This window comes from Nonomuraea rubra, from assembly GCF_014207985.1.
GTDB classification, from domain to species: domain Bacteria; phylum Actinomycetota; class Actinomycetes; order Streptosporangiales; family Streptosporangiaceae; genus Nonomuraea; species Nonomuraea rubra.
On record NZ_JACHMI010000001.1, the window covers coordinates 12,415,520 to 12,434,539 of the forward strand.

The window sequence follows — 19,020 nt, forward strand, 5'->3', positions numbered from 1 at the left end:
GGTACTCCTGTCACAGGACGGCCGTGTCGTGACGGCCCGCCCACAACGCCAGCACGGTCCGATCGTCGTCATAGGTCGACAGGTGGAAGTCCACGTCGCACAGGAAGCTGCGCAACGCCGGCGGGGAGCTCCACGAGGTGACGAGCCGCTGGGCGAGCACGCTGCCGCCGCCGCCCATGGCCGTTCCGAACCCGTCGCTGCACAGGACGAGCACATCGCCAGGCCCCCAATCGATCTGCCGTTCCCGCAGCTCGCCGAGGTCGTCCGGCAGGGCGGACGTGACGTTGCCAGGCCGCTGCCCCTCCGGCGGGAAGAGCTCGGTCCACGTCCCGTCATGGAGCCACAACGCGGGCGAGTCGCCGATGGCGGCGCAGGCGGCGATCCCGCGCCTGCCGTCCGCGGGGACCACCCCGATCGTCAGCGTCGTGGCGGGCGGATCCGACGCCCCGGCGCCGTGCCTGCCGGTGCGCCGGTCGCCGAGCCTGGAGGTGGCGCGCATGACCTCGCCCGCGATGGTGGCGAAGGCCGCGTGCCAGCCGAGGCCGGGGGTCAGGGAGAGGTTCGTGGCGGCGCGTACGGCCACCGCGGCCGCGTGCTCGGCGTGCTGCGTGCTGCCCAGCCCGTCGGCCACGGCCGCGATCACCCACCGGCCGTCCGCGCTCAGTCGCACGGCGTAGGCGTCCTGAAGGGGTTCGCCGCGGTAGCGGTGCCGCCGGCCGCGCAGGCTCACGGCGCGGACCGTGGTCTGGGCGAGCATGCCGCCGTCGAGCGCGACGCCGGGCGCACGCGAGTCCGCGCCGCCCGCCAGCAGCACGGGCAGCGGCTGCGGCAGCGGGCCGAGCGGTGTCCTGCCGTCGCCCGCGCCGCGGGTCCTGCGCCGGACCAGCTCCTGCCCGAGCAGTACGCCACCGCCGCCCACGACGAGCCCGGACAGGAGCCACCACGGCCACCCCGACCCCGGCTCCCCGCCGCCCTGCCGCTGGCCCGGCGTCACGGTCACCGTCACGGTCGGCTCCGGCGCCTGACCAGGCCGCACTCCCACCGGACCCATCCCGATGACCAGGAGTAACCCCGCCAGCACCGCTCTGATCATCTCAGCTGCCGCATCCCGTCAGGTCCGCGCAGCACGGCCGTGTTCCGGTTGACGGAGGCGCTGATGCTGTCGGAGACGGCCTGCGCGATGCCGTGCAGCACGGTGGCCGCCCCCGTCGCGACCTCGCCCGCGAACGCCAGCACGTCACCCCTGAGCGTGGAGGCGACCCGCCGCAACGTCTCCTCCCGCACCGTCCCGAACCCGAGCGCCACGATGTACGGTGCCGGTTGCAGCCCCGCCAGCCGGTCGCGCGCGGGCCCCCAGATCTCGACGTCCTGATGGGATTTGCCCACGTACGGCTCGCCGTCCGTGATGAAGAAGACGACCGGCGCCCGCACGTCGAACTGCCGTGAGAGCTTCCGGTAGTCCTTCTCGAGGATCTTCACCAGCTCGCTGAAGACCGCCAGATAGTCCGTCTGCCTGCCCGGCTTCAGCGCCGGCACCCGCATCGCGTCACACGGCCTGGTCAGCGGGAGCACCAGCTCGACCTTGTCGGAGAACGACACCACGGCCACGTGCGCCGCCTCGCTGACGCCCGGATCGCCCGCCTCCAGCTCGAAGAGCAGCTCGCCCACGCAGTTGGAGAGCACCTCGAACGGGGTGGGCCGTCCGTCTTCGCGGGCGGTGTGCATCGAGTGCGAGACGTCGCAGACGATGTAAAAGGGGAAGGCGCGGGGGCGCCCGTTCGCCGATCTCATCGGCTTTTCATCCTGATGGGGATTGCTGGTCTTGGCAAGGTTGCGAACTGAAGGGGGACTTCAGGGGGTTCGCGGCCTACGTCTGGTCCTGCTGCGGCGTATCGGAGCGGTTCGCGGATCGTAGCCGGACCATCGCATCACGGCGATGCAGATGCCGAGGCAGATCGTGAAGACGCCGGAGAGGAGTGCCGCGGCGGCCACGAGAGAACTGTCCTCCGGATCGCGGAGACCGGGAGGGCTTCCGTCGATCCACCTCGAAGCGGCCCACGCCTGGGTGGCGACGACCACTCCGAACGCGGCCGTGATCGCGCCCGTGGCGTAGCCGGGAGTGCGGGGCCACGAGCCCGTGGTGGCGAGCACGAGCCCGGCCACCGACCCGATGGGCACCGTGACGGCCTGGCCGATGACCAGCGCCACGAGCACCGCGTACCTCGCGTGCTCGAAGCCGTCGCCGCGCGGCTCCCCCAGGAGGGGCACCGCCACGACCCCGCAGAGCAGGCTGATCGCCAGTAACCGGAGCATCGCCACGCCCGCCATGATCGCGCGCCGGGGCCCGCCCTGCCCACCCTCTACGCCGCAGTGGCGGACGTCCCCGGCGGCGCCTACGCGGGCCCGAGCGGGTTCCTGGAGGGCCGCGGCGCGCCGAAACTCGTCGGCCGGTCGAAGACCGCCAGGGACGGCGCGCTCGCCCGCCGCCTGTGGACGGCCTCCGAGGTACTGACCGGCGTGCGGTTCCCCCGACGGTGACGCGGAACTGACGCGACCACTGAGCCGGAGTTGACACCAGGGGCACCACCGCGGCAGCCGCCCTCAGCTGAACACCGGTTCTTGGCGGCCGGCTCGTTCACCGCGCCTGTCCAGCACCGCGAGGATCAGGGTCACGGCGGCCGACCCGCCCGCCAGCATCGTCATCGTCGCGGCCGGCGACGTCACCTGCGCCACCGCGCCCGCGAGAGCCGCACAGACGCCCTGCATCGTGGACATGCCGACGAAGTGCAGCCCGAGGGCCTGGCCCGCGAGGTGGTCGGGGGTGCGGGACATCAGGCGTTCCTGGAGGACCAGGCTCGCGCCGAACCCCACGGACGCGACGGCCACGGCCACGGCCGCCGGCGCCACCCCCGGCCGCAGGACGAACAGCAGATACGGCACCGCCAGCAGCAGCCGCAGCGGAACCGCGAGCCGGGGCCGCCAAGCGGGCGGCACCAGGCGCCCCACCACCACGTCGCCCACGAACATGCCCAGCGCCGCGCAGGCGAACAGCGTGCCGGCGGCCCCGGGGGCGTAGGAGACGTAGAGCGACTCGCAGCCGACCACCAGGCCGTTGGGAAGCCACAGCCCCAGGTACGTCAGGCGGCGGGAGCGCGAGGACCACAGCAGGGCGTTGGTGCGCCAGGTGGCCGACACGGACAGGCGGCCCGAGGAGCGCGGCGGGCGAGCCGTGAGCCCCAGCCGGGTGGCCAGGGCCGACGTCACGTACAGCGCCGCCGCCAGCAGCAGGCACGTCCCCGGCGTCAGCAGCGTCAGCAACGCGCCGCCCGTCGCGAACCCGGCGACCTGCATCAGGCCCCACAACATGTTGAACACCGAACGGCCCAGGACATAGCCGTCCCTCGGCAGGATCTCGGTCAGCAGCCCCGAGCGCACTCCCCCACCCAGCGCCGCGAGCAGGCCCTGCGCCAGGACGACCCCGAGGACCGCCGCGACCGGCAACCCGGGCAGCGCCAGCACCGCCGTACCGGCCGCATAGGCGAGCGCGAGACCGGACAGGATCGCGCGCGGCGGCAGGCGGTCGGCGCCCGAGAGCAGGAACGTGGCCCCCACCAGCTGTGCGAGCTGCGGGCCGAACATGCTCACCGCCGACAGCAGCGGCGAGCCGGTGGCCTGGTAGACCAGCGTGCCCAGGGCCAGGGAGCCGATCGTCTGGGCAGCGGCGAAGGCGGCGAAGGACAGCAGGAACGGGGTGAACTCAGGAGTGCGGACAAGGGTTCGGTAGCTGCGCATGCGTCGCAGTCTCCGAGCGGTCGGGGGATCGTGTTTACTGTTTCGCCAGGACGCGAAAGGTCGGGACACGCATGGGCTTGTGGCAGATCGACACCGACACGCTCGCCCGCAGCCGGTTCGTGCTCTCTCCGTTCGCCGAGACGTTCGCGAGCCTGAAGCTGCTGTACACGGGGACCGGCGCCCATCCGGGCGAGGGGGCCTGGCTGCGCGCGCACCTGCCCGGCTACCGCGCCTACCTCGCGACCGACCCGGTGGCCGCGCTGCTCGTACGGGCGGCGCTCGGCAGGTCGTGGGTCGCCGACTTCTTCTGCGCCACCTCGCACGAGGGGGAGAGCTTCGCGGAGACCGTGGCCAGGGTGCGGGCGACCGGCGCCGCGCAGGCGCGGGCCGACCTCCGCGTGTCCGTCGGTGGCCCGCTCCCCGCCGCCCTGGAGCGGGACGACCTGCCCGAGCGGGCGGCCATGCTGCTGACGTACGTCTGGGAGGAGACCGTGCGGCCGTACTGGGAGCGCCGGCGGCGCGTCCTGGAGGCCGACGTGGTCGCGCGGACGGCGCAGGTGAGCCAGGGCGGCTGGGCGGCCGTGCTGGACTCGCTGCGGCCGGGGACGCGGTGGATCGGGGAGAGCCGGTTCCAGGTCAACCTGCACGCGGTTCCGCCGCGGGAGATCGCGGCCGGGGCCGAGCTGCTGTTCATGCCGGTGACGCCGAAGGCCGGGTGGGTGTCGTGGGAGGAACGGGAGCGGTACGCCATCGTCTACCCGTGCCTCGGGGTGCTCGCCGAGCACCACGACCGGCGGCCCGTCCCGGCCGGGCTCGGCGCGCTCATGGGGACGGCGCGGGCCAGGGTGCTGCTGTTGCTGGGGACTCCGATGAGCACGACCCAGCTGGTCGCCGTGACCGGTCAGGGGCTGGGGTCGGTGGGCCGGCATCTGCGGGTGCTGCTGGACGCGGGGCTGGTGGAGCGGCGGCGGGCCGGGCGGTCGGTGCTGTACCTGCGGACGGCGGCCGGAGAGGTGCTCGTGGACGCTTCGGCCACCGGCGGGGAGGTGCTCGTGGACTCGTCGGCCACCGGCGGGGAGGTGCCCGTGGATGATGCTTCGGCCCCCGGTGGGGGTGGTGTCAGCGGCCGCGTCAGCGCGGCGACGGCGCCGCGTCAGACCGGCCCGCGATCGTAACGGTCATGAACGGAGCGGCACCCGCCGCTCGACCGGATCGCCCAGAAGGAGCACTGCCATCATGACCATCACCCTCACCGACCAGGACCAGCACACCCTCCGCCTCGCCGGCTGGGGCGCCGTCTTCCTCATGTCCGCCGCCGACGCCGCCGGCTCGGCCCACAAGGCCGGCACCCAGGGCTCCATCGCCCTGACCTCGGCCACCGGCCTGGTCGGGCACGTCCTGGCCAAGGCCCCCAAGGGCGTCAAGTACGGCAAGAACGTCGCCGAGCTGGCCGACCAGGTCCTGCCCGCCCTGACCGCCTCCATCGGCCTGCTCAAGCAGCAGGCTCCGGAGGAGGCGGACAACTTCCGCCGCACCGTCCTGGTCTGCGTCGAAGCCGCTCAGCAGGGCCGGCCGAACCCCACCACGACCGAGATGGCCCGCAAGATCACCGAAGCCCTCGACGCCGCCTGATCACCATGCGCGGCGACTCCGGCTCGTCACGGGGGTCCCGCCCGGACCCCCGTGGCGCGGGTCAGCAGAACAGCGGCCTGCCCGCGTCCTTCGGCACCTCCGGCACGGAGTCCACGACCTTCACCGTCAGCACCGCCGTGCTCGCGCCCGGCGTCTCCCTGACCTGTCCCCCCTGCTGCCGTCCGATCCAGCTCCGGTAGCCGAGGAACCGGTACGTTCCCGGCTCGAAGATGAGCTCCCCGCGCTCCCAGCCTCCGCCCGGGGCGTCGAGCTTGAGCGAGGCTCCCACTCCCTGCCGTCCGGCCGGGTCGGTGAGGTTCGGGACGACGGTCACCGTCGGCATCCTCGACAGCGCGCCGAAGACCGTGGCCCTGGTCCGGGAGGAGGTGAGCGGGTTCTGCGCCAGCCCGAGCAACGAGCTCGCGACGACCTTCTGGACCCGCATGTCCACCTCGTTCCGGCTCAGGTTCGTCTCGCCCCGTCTGCGCTGGTCCGACCGTACGAACTCCTCCGCCGCCTGGCGGATCTCCGCCAGGGCTCTGTCAGGGTCCGCGGGCAGATCGGCGGCCTGGAACGGCAGGCCCAAGGAGCCTCCGCGGCACTGCCCCGCCCGCTCGTACTCCACCGTTCCCGGGGCCTGCACGTGCTCCGGGCGGCCGCCGCTGATGACGTGTGTCCGCCCGTACGTCGAGCGGGTCAGGGCCTTGCCCGGATCGCCGCCCGGCATCCACACCTCCCGGCGTACGTCCTGGTTGTACTCGCCCTGGGAACCGGAGGCGAACGTGACGTCCTTCTGCTCGACGTACACGAACTGCCCCGGCCCCGGCCGTACCTCCTCCCGCGCCGCGACCGTGGCCGCGTGCCGGAGCAACTCGGCGGCGCTCGCCGGGGACGTCCCGAACGGGACGGAGTCATCACCGCCGCGCACCAGGACCAGCCCCGCGCTCACCGCCGTCGCCAGCCCCACGGCCACCCCGGCCCGCACCACCCACCGCCTGCCCCGGAATCCGCTGCCGGCCCGCCCGGTCTCTTCGGTGATCAGCGCCCGGGCGCGGGCGGTCGCCTCGGGCGAAGGTGCCGGCAGGCTGTCGTGGTGGGCCTTGATCGTTTCGAGTTCGTTCGTCACAGTGCCTCCCCGGCGGGGCCGATGATCTTGCGGAGCTTCCTGCGGGCCCGGTTGAGACGCGATCCCACCGTTCCCTGGGGGATGCCGAGCGCCGTGGCCACCTCCTCGTAGCTGAGCTGGGCGCAGGCGACCAGCAGCAGGACGTCCCTGTCCCCGGACGAGAGCCGGGCCAGGCCCGCGGCCAGCCGCGGCTGCATGACCGCCGCCGAGACCCGCTGCACCACCCGCTCGTCGTGGCCGGCGATCTCCTCCGCCTCGGCACTCCTGGCCAGCGCCCGGTACCTGCGTGCCTCGGCGCGGCGGTGGTCGGCGACCAGGTTGGAGGCGATGCCGTACAGCCAGGGGCGGGCGCTGGAGCAGGTGAGGTCGAAGCGGTCCCGGCCGCGGAAGGCCCGCAGGAAGGTCTCCGCGGCGAGGTCGTCGGCGGCCGACTCGCCCAGGCGCAGGTGCACGTAGCGGTGGATGGCGGCGAAGTAGCGGTCGAAGACGGCGCCGAAACGGTCAGGGTCGCGCCACGACGCCTCTATCACCTGCGCGTCGGTGTCCTCGCTGGGAGGCGCCGCGTCTTGAGGGGGAGCGGTCATGCATGCCGGCCTTTCGGGCTGTTACGTCGGAACACCCGTAGTTCGGCGAACCCCCGGTTCCTCTTCACGATCCGATGGCCCCTGCCTGGTGAGGGCCGGGGTTCCTGGGGGCAGTGGCCGTACGTCAGCCACTGCCCCCAGGAGGAGCCGATGGAGCCGTTCGGGAAGACCGACTACGAGAGCGAAGCCCGCAAGGCGCTGCAGAAGGGCGACGTGTCCACAGCTCAGGTGTGGGCGACCTTGTACCAGGCGCAGGTTCTCGGGCGGAGGCTGGAGAAGATCGAAGAGGCCGTGCACGCCATCGCCCTGAAGCCGTGACCCTGGCGGCTGCTCACCGTTCTACACCCGAGGCGGAACGTCTGAGGACCGCTCGCCCTTGAACGTGGGCACGTCGCGTCCGCGAGGGACTTGGCCCTGACCCGTCGCGTCCGCGGGGGGTTTGCCCCTGACGCAGGGGCAACCCCTCAGCATGGCGGCATGGCCCACGCGAGTCGCCGGACCGTGGCGACGGGGTATGGGCCGAGAGAGGCGACAGGCGATGCGGCACTTCACGATCCACCACGACGGCGTCACGATCCCGGTGTCCCGGGGCGGCCACGGGCGAGCGCTGGTCCTGTGTCCCGGGCTGAACTCGACCCAGGCCCACCTGCACGAGCTGGCCGGGCTGTTGCGGCGCGACCACGACGTGGTGACGTTCGACCTCCGGGGCCACGGCCTCGCCTCGGCCGCCGATCGGTACTCCTTCGAGGCGTTCCTCAGCGACCTCGCCGCGGTGATGGCGGACCTGGAGGCGGCGCCCGTGCTGGTGGGCTACTCCCTGGGCGCGGACCTGGCCGTGCACCACGCCTCCCGGCACCCCGGCACCGTCGCCGGACTCGTTCTCATCGACGGGGCGAACCCGACGCCCGAACCGTTCATCAGCGAGTCCGTCCTGCCCCAGTTCCGCGCCATGTGGGACGACCTGGCGGCGCAGCAGGAGACCCAACGAGGCACCGCGCGCCAGGTGCTGCTCACCGGCCGGCAGATCCTCGACCTGAACCTGGAGATCGACACGATCCGCTCCGGGATTCTCGACCAGTACAGAAAGATCGACCGGCCCATCCACATGATCATGTCGACCGCGATGGCCGGCGTAGATCACGCGCAGTCGTTCAACCGGAACTGGCGGGCAGGCGTCGAGCGGCTGGTCCGCGAGCAGCCGCACATCACCACGTCCTGGCTTGACGCCGACCACCAGCTCGTCTTCACGCACGCCCAGGAGGTCGCCCGGATCATCCGGGATACCCGAGTAGTGGAAGGCTGACCTTTCATCCGGGATACGCAAGATGTGGAAGGCTGACCCGATGCTGACCATCGGCGAGCTGGCGGCGTACGCCGGAGTGACGGTGCGCGCCGTGCGGCACTATCACGCCAAGGGCCTGCTGCCGGAGCCGGAGCGGGACCACTTCGGCTACCGCAGGTACGACGGCGGTGCGGTGGTCGAGCTGATCAGGATCCGGACGCTGGCCGAGGCCGGGGTCCCGCTGGCGCGGGTGCGGGAGCTGCTGCAGGCCGGCGAGGAGGAGTTCGCCGCGGCCATCGCGGACATCGACAGGCGGCTGCGCGCCGAGATCCGGCAGCGGCAGCGGCACCGGGAACGCCTCGCCCGGCTCACCTCCAGGGACGGCCTCGTGCTGCCTCCGGAGGTGGTCGGCTACCTCGACCGGCTGCGGGCGCTCGGCGTCGACGAACGGATCGTCCAGGCCGAACGCGACGGCTGGATCCCGCTCGCCGCGCACTCGCCCGAACGGGTCCCGGAGTGGATGGCGCGCAAGCGCGAGCAACTGGCCGACCCGCGGCTCGTCGACTTCTACCGCACCCTCGGCCAGGCCCTCGACCGGGCCGACGATGACCCGCGGCTGGTCGGGCTGGCCGACGAGCTGGCCGCCTACCTCACGCGGATGGCGGAGGAGCGGGGCGAGGGCTATGTCGACGACCTCGACATGGACTCGTCGCTCGCCAAGCTGATGGACACGCTGGCGTTCGACACCGTGCCGCCGGCGCGCCGGCTGATCGAGCTGCTGAAGCAGCGAGGCTGGACGGGATGGACCAAGCTCGAGCGCGTTGCCCCTGATTCGCGGTAGAGCAGGTGGCGAGTCTCGTTGGGTCTGTCGGATGTCGTGGAGGTGGCGTGTCACCGTTGGTGATCGAGTTGGATCCGCTGAGGGCCGCCGGCCCCGTGCTGCTGGGGGCCTCGTTCGAGGAGGCGGGACGGATGCTGGCGGCCTGGGGGACGCCACGGCCGTACGCGCCGTATCCGGGTGCGGAGCCACTGGACTGGCGGCTGATGGGGTCGGGAGTCGACGTGCACGTCTTCTGCGGATCCGCGGGAGTGGTGCAGACGATCGTGATCTACCGGGACTTCGACGTGGAGCCTCGGGCTCGGGTGTTCCTGCTCGGCATGGACGTGTTCTCGACGCCCGCCGAGCAGGTGATCACGGAACTGCGAGCCCGCTACGAGGTCGAGGTCGAGCAGGGCGACTGCGACCTGGTGGTACCGGGGTTGTCCGTCGGAATGTCGCGATCGACGGTCCCGTGTCCGGATGACGATCAGGAGACCATCGACCGCTACACGTGTTTCGAGAGCGTCCTGATCGCCGGACCGGGCTACTACGACCCGCCGCCGCCGCTGCGGCGGAACGGAGCGTCATGAGCAGGCTTTTCCCTGGAGGCGTCAGAATTCTGGCGATCGGCGTCGCACTGGCGTTATCGACATCCTGCGGATACGTCGAGCAGCAACGCGTCACGCGGTCGTTCGCCGAGATGGAGCAGGTCGCCCGGGCGATCGCCCCGGACGACCTGATCGACGGGCCGCGGACAGTCGGGGACGCCGAATTCCAGGCCATCTATCGGGAGGGTGACCGCGTCCATTTCCAGCTGGGCGGGAACGGGCCCAGTGTGGATCCGTACGGGTACGTCTGGAGTCCCTCACGCGTACCTGTCGATGACTCCCATCCGTCGATCGCCTCGTCGTTCAAGCACGTCCAGGGCCATTGGTACCGATGGAACGACAGCTACTGAGCCGGCCGGGAAACGGATCAATCGAGAAACAGGGTGCTCGGCCCGCCGGCTGGTTCATGGATCCGGCCCAGCGCGCGCAGGAAGTGGCGGCCGTGCGAACGCAGGCCATTGTCGGGAATCCAGCCGGTGGTGTGGGTGAGACCGGCCTTCTGGAGGTCCTGGCGTACGTGTCGGGCAAGCTTGCGGGCGACGGCCCGGCCATGACGGGTGCGGGTGATCTCGAAGTCGGTGAAGGTGAACGTGTCAGGTGACGGCTGCTGGAGCTGGAGCTCCACGGTGCCGAGTACTTCTCCGGCCGTCACATCACCTGGTGGCCGCTTCTCGTAGGACCATCGGCGCAGGTCCCAAATGCGTGGCTCGTCGTGGGGCTGGGCCTCGCGTACCTGTGTCGTGCCGCCATCGTCCCCGACCACGGCGACGTACCGGACCCGGTTGTCGGAGCACGGCGTGAGGAGCAGGTGGTGGCGCGAGCAGAGCGGATCCCAGTGATAGGCGAACCAGATCAGCGAAGAGGCCAGGTCGGGGTGGGCGCCGGCCCATAGGTCGTCGAAGAAGAACCATTGCTCGAAATCGTCGCGGCCACCGTGAAGGAACATCTGGGCCACGTGCTCGGCCACCTGGATGACGGTACGTTCGCGATGGTGTGCCTCAAGGAGACGCAGTGCCGCCTCGTGGGAGCTGGGCGGGTGGGGCTCCTCTCCGGAATTCCACGTGTACTCCGGCCATTGGTTACAGCGCTCCAAGGCGGCCGCGATGCCGTCCTCGCCGGGCGCGACCAGCACGCGCAGGACCTCCAGCTCCAACGGCCACTCGCTGGTGGGAACGTAGAGGTCACGTAACGCCGCGCCGAACTTCGGCAGCCGTACGCCGGGTAACGCATGAGTGGAATTCCAGCCGATGCTGTCATGCTTCGCCTTGCAGGTGAGCAGGACCGCGAACACGGCCCCTTCCCCCGATTGAGGGCGCTCAGCCAATTCGGTGACCTTGATCGGAGCCGCGAACGCCGTGGTGCTCGTCGGAGTGCCTGCGACTTCGGGCAACGGCCCATCATGTACGGCGAAGGACCACCGCTCGGGATTGGCCGCGACAGCGGCGTCGTCCACGAGGTAGTAGGCCACGTCGTAGTCCAGTCCGTTGGCGAGTACGCGGACGCTGTGCTCGTCGACGTTGCACTGATAGACCTCCGGGAGTCGCGTTCTGGCCAGAGTGCGCAGTTCCCGCATGCTCTCCGGGGCCGGGCCGCCCTCCGAGAAGAGCGAGTCCAGGCCGTAGACGGTCGTGCCCAGTTCTCGGGTGAGCCAGTCGTACGCGTCTTGGGTGGAAGCCTCACTCCAAACGTTGCGCACCCAATCCAGTACCGTCGGCTCGGCCAGCTGCCGGACCGCCTTGCCGAGAATCCCTTGATTCCACGATCGATAAATCACGTACATGGTGCCCCGTATCGACTGGCCTATCGCTTCATCGCTCTGTACCGCTTGAGCAGCGCCGTGACCTTGTCATGGTCACGCGCGCCGTTCAGCTCGGTGAGCAGGTCATCAGTGCACAACTCGTAGTGGTCGCCCTACCAGCAACGCGTCCTGTTGTCCCATCCGGTAGCCGCCGGGAACGCCTCTGGCGACGTAGCGCCTCCTGCCCATGGTTCGTCACCCTGTAGCTTGCCCGTTCCGGTGGTCAAGCTCGGCGATCAGCCGGCTTGCCTGGTGAGCCAGGACGAGGCCTTCCTGGAGCCGGCACACCCAATGGACCCGCTGTCCGCAGCACCTGCGGCGTGGAGTATTGCGGTCCGAATTTTTGACAGCCTGCTCTGGCAGAGTGTCCACGTGAACCTGGACGAATTCTGGAGCATCGTCGAATCCGCCCGCACGGATGCGAAGCCTACCCATGAGGCACTCGTTGATCGGCTTGCAGTCCTCACGATGGACGAGATTCTCGATTTCCAGATGCGGTTCGATGAGGTACAGGATGCAGTCCATCGGTGGGATGTCTGGGCTGCCGCTTATCTGATCGGTGGCGGGTGCTCGGATGACAGCTTCAGCGACTTCCGGGCAGGGTTGGTCGCATTGGGCCGTTCCTGGTTCGAGAAGGCGGCACAGTCCCCCGACAGCCTGGCCGACCATCCGGTCGTCATAGAAGCCGCAGCTCAAGGCGACCTTGATGCCATCTTCTATGAAGACCTCGGAATTGCGGCCGGCGCCGCCTACGACCGGCACACCGATGGCGATGTCGACGCCTTCTATGAGGCCTTGGAGGTTCGCATGGAAGCGGTGGAGCAGGCCGCAGGGGACGACATGGGGGAAGACTTCGACTTCGACGACGACGCCCAGATGCGTCAGCGCTTGCCCCGCCTGTCGGCACTCTTCCTACCACCGGCCGGTTGAAGCCACGCACACTGACTCGCCGGTATTGAACGATGGCTCGCGACTTGCGGTCGACCGCCCGCCCGGTATCGGGCGCGGGATTTTTAGAAGAGCCCGACCTCGCGGCAGGTTAGAAAGCTTCAAAGCGGGTCTTTGCTCGCCGTAAGGCGCCTGGACGAGTATGCACCTTCTGATCCAAGTCCGAAAACCATCTTCGATGGCGTCCTAACGGGCTTCACATTGCAGGGTCGCACCGCTTCATGCTATCCGAGATCGTTCAGGTAAGCCCAGTTTTGTTCTCACGAGCTCCCAGATGTGCACCTTGGCCGACGTCGTAGGCTTCGCGGATCCAGCCAGCAAACTCGTCGTCAAGCTCCGCCAGATCAGAGATCCGGAAGGCATGAACGTATAGCCGTTTCGTGTACGGCGAAATATTGGTGATGCGTGCATCTTCGCCTACTATTCGTTGGACGTCGAAGTAACCTCGGAGTCCGCGAGCGTCCGGCCTTGCTCCCGCGAACCCTCGACGTTTCCCCTTAACGGTGACCATGCTCTTCGAGACTGCGTAGGCGAAGGGTCCGCACGCCTCAACCAACCTGATGAACTCGTGGTAGAGCGCTACGGAGCTGTCGGGCTTACCTGCAAGGTGATCGTCAATCGTCCATGTCTTCTCGTCCATGGGGCGGAACGTAGCAGACGGAAACGACACTTTGCGGAGCACATACCTGCATACCAGCACGCGACCCAAGACGCGGATGAGAAGATCGCCGGCGCGCTCCCGGCCCGCGTGGAGCCTAGGAGATCCGAACTCCTGACTTCCTGCTTGCAAGCGGGAGCCGGTCACGGTGTAGAGAAGTCGTCGCCCTGTTCACGTAGTCGGTGCCACCCAGTGGGGTGTGATCGTGCGAGATGGTGTTGCTGTACACAGGACTCTGGTCGGCGGCCCGCCCCATCATCCGATGGCGAGTGGACCCGTACCGCGGGGCCCCAGCCCGAGGTGCGGAAACCACGCGGCCCCCCAAAGAGCACCTCATGATCGCGGAGGCCCGGCACATGCGTTGTGCCGCACAGCGCAGAAGCCGCTCGAATCGAGATATCTTCCTCGCCATGAGTCCCCAGTACGCATGGTCTGAACGCTTCCCTGCAAGACATGCGGAGACCCAAAGTTCTGCTCACCAGCCGGTCAGCCCGCTCGGCGATCTGTATCCTCCGGCTACCGAAGCAGAGGTCCGCGAGCTTGAAGAGCGGTTAGATGTGGAGCTGCCGCCGAGTTACCGGCAGTTTCTCCTGGTCGCCAACGGGCGGGGCAACGCCGATGACTGCTGCTTGCTGCGTGCCAAAGAAGTCGGCTGGCTCCGTGACGTCGACCCCTCGATCGCCAAGAGCTGGTCAGAACCCAAGCCCGTGAACTCATGGAGCGTGCCCGACGAGCTCTACTTCGTCTATGGACTGGAGCAGGACTCCATCCGTTACAGAGGGGAGTACGTACCCGACACCCTTCTGATCGGATACTGGGATGACGGAGTGGCGCTCCTCAATCCCTGCGTCCGCACCGCTGAAGGTGAGTGGGAAGCCTGGTATCTCGCACCATGGCTGCCCGGCGCTCACCGTTACAGGTCATTTTGGGACCTCGCAATGGACGAGCTGAGAATGCAGTACTCACGTTGATGCCCTCGGGCACGTGGGCGTGCCGTTTCGCCCCCAGTGGCCGGCTGATCGGACCATCCAACTTCTGGCGCAGCTTCACCCACGCCTGTGCCAAGAGCCGAATACAGGAAGCGAAGCCATGGAAATCCGGATCGCCAGGGGCTACCGCACCTCGGAACGAACCTCTCGCGCCGGTTGAATGGTCAAGCGACGCGCAGCTCCGATGGCGCCGTAGGCGCGGGGGTGCGCCGCAGGCGCCTCAATGAAGGCGCCTGAGCTCTTCTTGCGCGAAGCGCCGCACGGGAAGACCTTTCGCGCGCCGAAGGCGCGCCCAGGAAGACAGCCCGAGCGAGAGCGAGGCCCACCGGGGCGGGCCACAACAGGCAACCACTCAAACGGGCAACGGGTGGGTGAGCTGCGGCCCACCTACCCGCACCCCCTCAGGGTGGAGCCTAGGAGATTCGAACTCCTGACTTCCTGCTTGCAAATCGGTCTGATCTTCGAGGACTACGGCCTTGACCTGGGCGGCAGGCAGTCCGCCCGTGACCGTGACTGACCCCTGTTGACCGCCCTTAATGGCACGCTAATGGCACGGCGATCACGTGTGTGGACACGGGGTCTGTTCTGCCGGACCTCTGTTCTACGGTGTGCGGTCACCGTATTTTTCGATGATCGAGCTGAGAGAGCGTGGGGCTGACGGCATCTCCTCCCCCAGTGGACCCGGTGAGGTGACGCCAGTGTGTACGGATCGCATCCATTCGTCGTCGACCACAGCCTGGCATAGCGCTTCGGCGGTGATGAGCGTGGCGAGACCACAACTGTTCTCCCAGGTCTCCCGACCCGCGGGGCTGGCGGCGACCCATTGCTCGACGCTGGCGAGATCAGGAATTGGATACCAGCTCCAGTCCAGCATGTCGAACTTGACCACCAGGCCGCTTTCCGTCCGATAAGAGATCAAGGCTGGGGCTTCATCGATCCATACAGCGCTCAGACAGGGGCCGTACTGCGCCAGAATGGGAAGAGCACCCTCGGTGACAGAATCGACGCGGTAGTCCATGATGACGGTGCCCTTACCGAGGCGCCCGATGAGCATGTCGACGTCGTCTGCGAGGAAGCGCGCCGGCTGAGTGCTCTCGGGTGAGATGCCATACGCAGCCAGGACGTCGTCAATCTTGGTGGCAGAACACCACGTCAAGTCGACGACCAGCTGAGTGTGCAGGCGAAACCACTGACTGTAGGTTGAGTCGATCACGGACGTTTCCTCTCAGGCTGACACCGCCATGGGCCACGCTCAAAGATCTTTGCGCATCCGCGTACCGTCCGCCGCCGAACCGAGATCAGCCACGTTGCTCGGTGAGCCAGGGTGAGGAACGAACCCTGCATCGTCGATCGCCCCCAAGCACGTGCGGCGTCCAGCCATGCAGTGGCGATCGTAGGGCTGCGTCTGTGCGGCGGCGTGGCAACCCCGGTCGGAGCGTTCGGTTGGTACGGCGAGGCTCGCGTGCGGTGCCCGGTCCGGTGTCCCGCCGCCGTCCGGGACCGGCCCCCAGGCCGCACGCCCGGTGCTCACCGTCTCCCAGGTCTTCGAGCTGGCCGACCGGATGGCAGACCGCCGCTTCCGCGCCATGGTCCTGCTGACCACCTTCGCTAGTCTGCGCTGGGGTGAGGTGACGGCGCTGCGGCGGTCCAGCATCGACCTTCAGACCCGTACAGTCCGGGTACGGGAACAGCTCCTCGAACTCGACAACGGCGAGATGCGGCTGGGGCCGCTGAAGTCGAAGGCTGGGCGGCGAACCGTCAGCATCCCCTCGGTGATCGTCCCGGTCCTCGTCGAACACCTGGCGGCGTACGTTGACGAGGCCGAAGACGCCTTCGTGTTCCTCGGCAAGCGCGGGGCGTTCCTTCGAGGGAGCAACTTCCGCCGCGAGTCCAAGTGGGCTGACGCGCTCAAGGAGATGGGCGTGCAGGGGCTGCACTTCCACGATCTCCGCCACACCGGTAACACCCTGGCGGTGCAGTCAGGGGCGAGCCTTGCCGACCTGAAGGCGCGGATGGGGGCACGACAGCGACCGGGCCGCACTCATCTACCAGCACGCGACCCGTGACGCCGACCAGAAGATCGCCGACGCTCTCAGCGCCCATGTGGAGGCAGAGCAGAAGAAGGCGAAGAAGGATGATGATGACGACGGTATGGCGGGAGCGCTGGTGCCCGCGAGCTAATGGCACGTGAATGGCACGAACACCCCGTCACATGATCAGTGACGGGGTGTTTTAGCTGGTGGAGCCTAGGAGATTCGAACTCCTGACTTCCTGCTTGCAAAGCAGGCGCTCTGCCAACTGAGCTAAGGCCCCTTCGACGAAGATAGCTTACCGGGCCGAGGAAGCTACCTGCGTCGTGCCAAGGTCGTCGCTCAGGATCAAGTTCGGGAAGTCCGCGATCGAGTCGAGGATGTGGGTGGCCCCGCCCTTCAGCAGGCGTTCCCGGCTGTGTACGCCCGTCATGACCCCCGCCACGATCGAGGCCCCGGCTCGCTTGCCGCAGAGCATGTCGCTCTCCGAGTCTCCGATGACGGCCACCTGGCGTACGTCGGGCACTTCCAGCCGGAGTACGGCGTGGAGGACCATGTCGGGCCAGGGGCGGCCGCGGCCGCCGGCGTCTTCGGGGGAGATGGCCAGGTCGATCTTGTCGTGCCAGCCGAGGACGCTCAGGATGCGGCTCAGGGTGGTGCGGCTGAAGCCGGTGATCAGGGCCAGCTTGATGCCGGTGCCGCGGAGCTTGTCGAGGACCTCCAGGACTCCGGGCATGGGGACGAGACCTGCCCGCTCCAGCGCTCCCTCGTAGGAGCGTTCGAACGTCAGGTTCGCCGCCTGGGCCTGGGCCTCGTTGCCGGGGAAGATCCCACGGAAGACATCGATCTTGGGGCAGCCCCGGGACCGGTGCACGTGAACCATGGCACGCGCGTACGCTCCGGTCCCGGGCACTATGCCTTGGGTCGCGATCGCCTCGGCGAAGGCGCGCTCGACCATGGCGATGTCACCGACTGTGGTGCCTGCCAGGTCCAGGCACGCCAGCTTGATGGGGACGACGTCACTCATCGCCTCGCCGGTCGGTTAGTTCTCGCTGCCGGTCGCCTCGGTCCAGAGATCGAGCTCTGCGCGGTCGGCCTGCACCTTACGCCAGATCAGCAACCCCCCGAGGGCGATCAGCGCCAGAACGAGCAGCTTCTTCACGGTGTGACCCCACTTCTTCGACGGCCTCACCTGCCGGGGTGAGACCCAACGGTTGACAAGCAGCCTAGCAAGGTATGGCTGCGGTCCCTGTGTCGTGCACTGACCAGATGGGCCGAATGTGTGGCCCATCTGGGACAACAGCTCGATCATGCCAAATATCCAGCCCGGATGCGCAGGGAGTTCCCGGTGGTGTGAAGCGTGTCCAGGGGTCTGCAGGGGCAGCCGGGCTCGAAGGCTCCAGGCCCGGGCACGTTCTGAAGAGGAGCGCCGCATCCACAGCTTGACATACCCCTGGGGGGTATATATGGTTCCGAGCGCTCCCCAGGGATGCCGGAAAGCGAGGCAAGCCGCCGGACGCCCGCCATCCGTATCCATAAGTGACCCGAATCTCACAGATACCCTAGGGGGGTACGGCGTTGGACTCGATGCAGAAGAAGGAGACGGCGATGACCACCACCACCTACACCGTGAACGGCATGACCTGCGGCCACTGCGTGAGCTCGGTCAAGGAGGAGGTCGGCGAGGTCACCGGCGTCACGAGCGTCGAGGTGGACCTGGCCACCGGCCTGCTGACCGTAGCCAGCGAGAGCCCGATCGACCGCGCGAGGATCGCCTCCGCGGTGGAAGAGGCCGGCTACGAGCTGGCGGGCAGATCATGAACACCGCCGCCAAACTCGGCTCGTACGCCCTGGGCCTGGCCGTCATCTTCGGCGGCGCCCTGGGCGTGGGCCAGGTGGTGGACCCGCCCGCAGCGACCGACACCCCACACGACCAAGGCCACACGGGCGACGACCACACCACCACCACTCAGCCAAGCCAGACCAGCAATACCCCCGGGGGGCTCCAAGTGTCGCAGGACGGCTACACACTCAACCCGATCACCTCGCTCACGACCGGGGTTCCGACCGACTTCCAGTTCACCGTGATCGGCCCCGACGGCCAGCCGGTCACCGACTACCAGGTCGAGCACGACAAGAAGCTGCACTTCATCGTCGCCTCCCGCGACCTGACGAGCTTCCAGCACCTCCACCCCGACCTGACCCCCGACGGCACCTGGTCGGTCAAGCTGACGCTGCCGAAGGCGGGCGCGTACCGGGCGTTCGCCGACTTCGTCCCCGCGGGCGGGAAGAAGCTCACGCTCGGCGCGGACCTGCAGGCCGCGGGCGACTACCGGCCTGAGCCGCTGCCCCACGTCAGCCGTACGGCGGCCGTCGACGACTACACGGTCAACCTGGCCGGCGACCTGGTCCCCGGCAGGTCCAGCAAGCTCACGCTGACGGTCAGCAAGGACGGAGAGCCGGTCACCGACCTGGAGCCCTACCTTGGGGCGTACGGTCACCTGGTGGCCCTGCGTGCAGGCGACCTGGCCTACCTGCACGTACACCCGGAGGAGAGCGAGCAGGCGGGGCCCGAGATCACGTTCTACGCCGAGGCGCCCAGCCGCGGCGACTACCGTCTGTTCCTGGACTTCAAGCACGAGGGCAAGGTCCGCACGGCGAGCTTCACCGCGACGGCCACCCTGTCGGACGGGCACGCCCCCTCCGCGACCCACGACCACAGCCACTGAGAACCCGCTGAAGAAAGGAGAGGT

At 68.7% G+C, this 19,020-nt stretch carries 24 protein-coding genes and 2 tRNA genes; 13 read left to right on the forward strand and 13 right to left on the reverse strand.

Translation table 11 applies throughout. The features are described 5' to 3' along the window. Window positions 1–10: 10 nt before the first annotated feature. From HD593_RS57625 to HD593_RS57635, 3 genes are all read right to left on the reverse strand, one after another. The gene (locus HD593_RS57625; protein ID WP_185111270.1) at window positions 11–1,006 is read right to left on the reverse strand and encodes a protein phosphatase 2C domain-containing protein; all 996 of its coding nucleotides are present in this window, start codon (window positions 1,004–1,006) and stop codon (window positions 11–13) included. An 83-nt stretch (window positions 1,007–1,089) separates the two neighbouring features. Then, the gene (locus HD593_RS57630; protein WP_185111271.1) at window positions 1,090–1,791 is read right to left on the reverse strand and encodes a vWA domain-containing protein; all 702 of its coding nucleotides are present in this window, start codon (window positions 1,789–1,791) and stop codon (window positions 1,090–1,092) included. Between the two features lie 60 nt (window positions 1,792–1,851). Continuing rightward, window positions 1,852–2,319, reverse strand: coding sequence for a hypothetical protein (locus tag HD593_RS57635; protein WP_185111272.1), 468 nt, complete (start codon window positions 2,317–2,319; stop codon window positions 1,852–1,854). A 51-nt stretch (window positions 2,320–2,370) separates the two neighbouring features. Between HD593_RS57635 and HD593_RS57640 the strand changes: the two genes are divergently transcribed. Further along, window positions 2,371–2,538 carry a hypothetical protein gene (locus HD593_RS57640; RefSeq protein ID WP_221525450.1) on the forward strand — a complete coding sequence of 56 codons (168 nt, stop codon included), beginning with the start codon at window positions 2,371–2,373 and terminating at the stop codon, window positions 2,536–2,538. A gap of 63 nt (window positions 2,539–2,601) precedes the next feature. Here the strand turns inward: HD593_RS57640 and HD593_RS57645 are convergent, their stop codons facing one another. Next, window positions 2,602–3,792: an MFS transporter gene (locus tag HD593_RS57645; RefSeq protein WP_185111273.1), complete on the reverse strand. Its 1,191-nt coding sequence runs from the start codon at window positions 3,790–3,792 to the stop codon at window positions 2,602–2,604. Between the two features lie 71 nt (window positions 3,793–3,863). On the opposite strand from HD593_RS57645, the gene HD593_RS57650 reads away from it, so the two are divergent. Beyond that, window positions 3,864–4,967 carry an ArsR/SmtB family transcription factor gene (locus tag HD593_RS57650; protein ID WP_185111274.1) on the forward strand — a complete coding sequence of 368 codons (1,104 nt, stop codon included), beginning with the start codon at window positions 3,864–3,866 and terminating at the stop codon, window positions 4,965–4,967. 61 nt (window positions 4,968–5,028) lie between these two features. Beyond that, a complete protein-coding gene (locus HD593_RS57655; RefSeq protein WP_185111275.1) occupies window positions 5,029–5,424 on the forward strand; it encodes a hypothetical protein in 396 nt (131 codons plus the stop codon). Between the two features lie 61 nt (window positions 5,425–5,485). Here HD593_RS57655 and HD593_RS57660 read toward each other — a convergent pair whose 3' ends face one another. After that, on the reverse strand, window positions 5,486–6,550 hold the full coding sequence (locus HD593_RS57660; protein WP_185111276.1) for a CU044_5270 family protein: 1,065 nt from the start codon (window positions 6,548–6,550) through the stop codon (window positions 5,486–5,488). Next, window positions 6,547–7,134 carry an RNA polymerase sigma factor gene (locus HD593_RS57665; RefSeq protein ID WP_185111277.1) on the reverse strand — a complete coding sequence of 196 codons (588 nt, stop codon included), beginning with the start codon at window positions 7,132–7,134 and terminating at the stop codon, window positions 6,547–6,549. Before HD593_RS57665 ends, HD593_RS57660 begins: the two co-directional genes overlap by 4 nt. A gap of 150 nt (window positions 7,135–7,284) precedes the next feature. Here HD593_RS57665 and HD593_RS57670 point away from each other — a divergent pair, with 150 nt between their 5' ends. From HD593_RS57670 to HD593_RS57690, 5 genes are all read left to right on the forward strand, one after another. After that, window positions 7,285–7,452, forward strand: coding sequence for a hypothetical protein (locus tag HD593_RS57670; RefSeq protein ID WP_185111278.1), 168 nt, complete (start codon window positions 7,285–7,287; stop codon window positions 7,450–7,452). Window positions 7,453–7,672: 220 nt separating this feature from the next. Continuing rightward, window positions 7,673–8,437 (forward strand): alpha/beta fold hydrolase, encoded by a 765-nt coding sequence (locus HD593_RS57675; protein WP_185111279.1) that lies wholly within the window; start codon window positions 7,673–7,675, stop codon window positions 8,435–8,437. A gap of 22 nt (window positions 8,438–8,459) precedes the next feature. Beyond that, window positions 8,460–9,257: a MerR family transcriptional regulator gene (locus tag HD593_RS57680; protein WP_246547305.1), complete on the forward strand. Its 798-nt coding sequence runs from the start codon at window positions 8,460–8,462 to the stop codon at window positions 9,255–9,257. A 47-nt stretch (window positions 9,258–9,304) separates the two neighbouring features. Next, window positions 9,305–9,826 (forward strand): hypothetical protein, encoded by a 522-nt coding sequence (locus tag HD593_RS57685; RefSeq protein WP_185111280.1) that lies wholly within the window; start codon window positions 9,305–9,307, stop codon window positions 9,824–9,826. After that, window positions 9,823–10,194, forward strand: a complete 372-nt coding sequence (locus HD593_RS57690) for a hypothetical protein (protein ID WP_185111281.1) — start codon at window positions 9,823–9,825, stop codon at window positions 10,192–10,194. Before HD593_RS57685 ends, HD593_RS57690 begins: the two co-directional genes overlap by 4 nt. Window positions 10,195–10,211: 17 nt before the next feature. Here HD593_RS57690 and HD593_RS57695 read toward each other — a convergent pair whose 3' ends face one another. After that, on the reverse strand, window positions 10,212–11,624 hold the full coding sequence (locus HD593_RS57695) for a hypothetical protein (RefSeq protein WP_185111282.1): 1,413 nt from the start codon (window positions 11,622–11,624) through the stop codon (window positions 10,212–10,214). 237 nt (window positions 11,625–11,861) lie between these two features. Between HD593_RS57695 and HD593_RS57700 the strand changes: the two genes are divergently transcribed. Beyond that, a complete protein-coding gene (locus tag HD593_RS57700) occupies window positions 11,862–12,572 on the forward strand; it encodes a DUF4240 domain-containing protein (RefSeq protein ID WP_221525452.1) in 711 nt (236 codons plus the stop codon). Window positions 12,573–12,828: 256 nt separating this feature from the next. On the opposite strand, the gene HD593_RS57705 is transcribed toward HD593_RS57700, so the two are convergent. After that, window positions 12,829–13,230, reverse strand: coding sequence for a DUF5655 domain-containing protein (locus HD593_RS57705; RefSeq protein WP_185111283.1), 402 nt, complete (start codon window positions 13,228–13,230; stop codon window positions 12,829–12,831). A gap of 353 nt (window positions 13,231–13,583) precedes the next feature. Between HD593_RS57705 and HD593_RS57710 the strand changes: the two genes are divergently transcribed. Further along, window positions 13,584–14,219 (forward strand): SMI1/KNR4 family protein, encoded by a 636-nt coding sequence (locus HD593_RS57710; RefSeq protein ID WP_221525453.1) that lies wholly within the window; start codon window positions 13,584–13,586, stop codon window positions 14,217–14,219. A gap of 425 nt (window positions 14,220–14,644) precedes the next feature. On the opposite strand, the gene HD593_RS57715 is transcribed toward HD593_RS57710, so the two are convergent. Together HD593_RS57715 and HD593_RS57720 are read right to left on the reverse strand one after the other, a co-directional pair. Further along, window positions 14,645–14,757 (reverse strand) — tRNA-OTHER (locus tag HD593_RS57715). Window positions 14,758–14,838: 81 nt separating this feature from the next. Further along, a complete protein-coding gene (locus HD593_RS57720; protein ID WP_185111285.1) occupies window positions 14,839–15,450 on the reverse strand; it encodes a hypothetical protein in 612 nt (203 codons plus the stop codon). A gap of 310 nt (window positions 15,451–15,760) precedes the next feature. On the opposite strand from HD593_RS57720, the gene HD593_RS57725 reads away from it, so the two are divergent. Beyond that, window positions 15,761–16,303 carry a site-specific integrase gene (locus HD593_RS57725; protein ID WP_185111286.1) on the forward strand — a complete coding sequence of 181 codons (543 nt, stop codon included), beginning with the start codon at window positions 15,761–15,763 and terminating at the stop codon, window positions 16,301–16,303. A 171-nt stretch (window positions 16,304–16,474) separates the two neighbouring features. Here the strand turns inward: HD593_RS57725 and HD593_RS57730 are convergent. From HD593_RS57730 to HD593_RS63085, 3 genes are all read right to left on the reverse strand, one after another. Beyond that, window positions 16,475–16,550 (reverse strand) — tRNA-Ala (locus HD593_RS57730). Between the two features lie 15 nt (window positions 16,551–16,565). Beyond that, window positions 16,566–17,294 carry an HAD-IA family hydrolase gene (locus HD593_RS57735; protein ID WP_185111287.1) on the reverse strand — a complete coding sequence of 243 codons (729 nt, stop codon included), beginning with the start codon at window positions 17,292–17,294 and terminating at the stop codon, window positions 16,566–16,568. Between the two features lie 15 nt (window positions 17,295–17,309). Continuing rightward, window positions 17,310–17,429: a DLW-39 family protein gene (locus tag HD593_RS63085; RefSeq protein ID WP_020542320.1), complete on the reverse strand. Its 120-nt coding sequence runs from the start codon at window positions 17,427–17,429 to the stop codon at window positions 17,310–17,312. A 446-nt stretch (window positions 17,430–17,875) separates the two neighbouring features. Here HD593_RS63085 and HD593_RS57740 point away from each other — a divergent pair, with 446 nt between their 5' ends. Continuing rightward, window positions 17,876–18,088 (forward strand): heavy-metal-associated domain-containing protein, encoded by a 213-nt coding sequence (locus HD593_RS57740; protein WP_185111288.1) that lies wholly within the window; start codon window positions 17,876–17,878, stop codon window positions 18,086–18,088. Then, window positions 18,085–18,996 carry a hypothetical protein gene (locus HD593_RS57745; protein WP_185111289.1) on the forward strand — a complete coding sequence of 304 codons (912 nt, stop codon included), beginning with the start codon at window positions 18,085–18,087 and terminating at the stop codon, window positions 18,994–18,996. Before HD593_RS57740 ends, HD593_RS57745 begins: the two co-directional genes overlap by 4 nt. The last annotated feature ends 24 nt before the right edge of the window (window positions 18,997–19,020 follow it).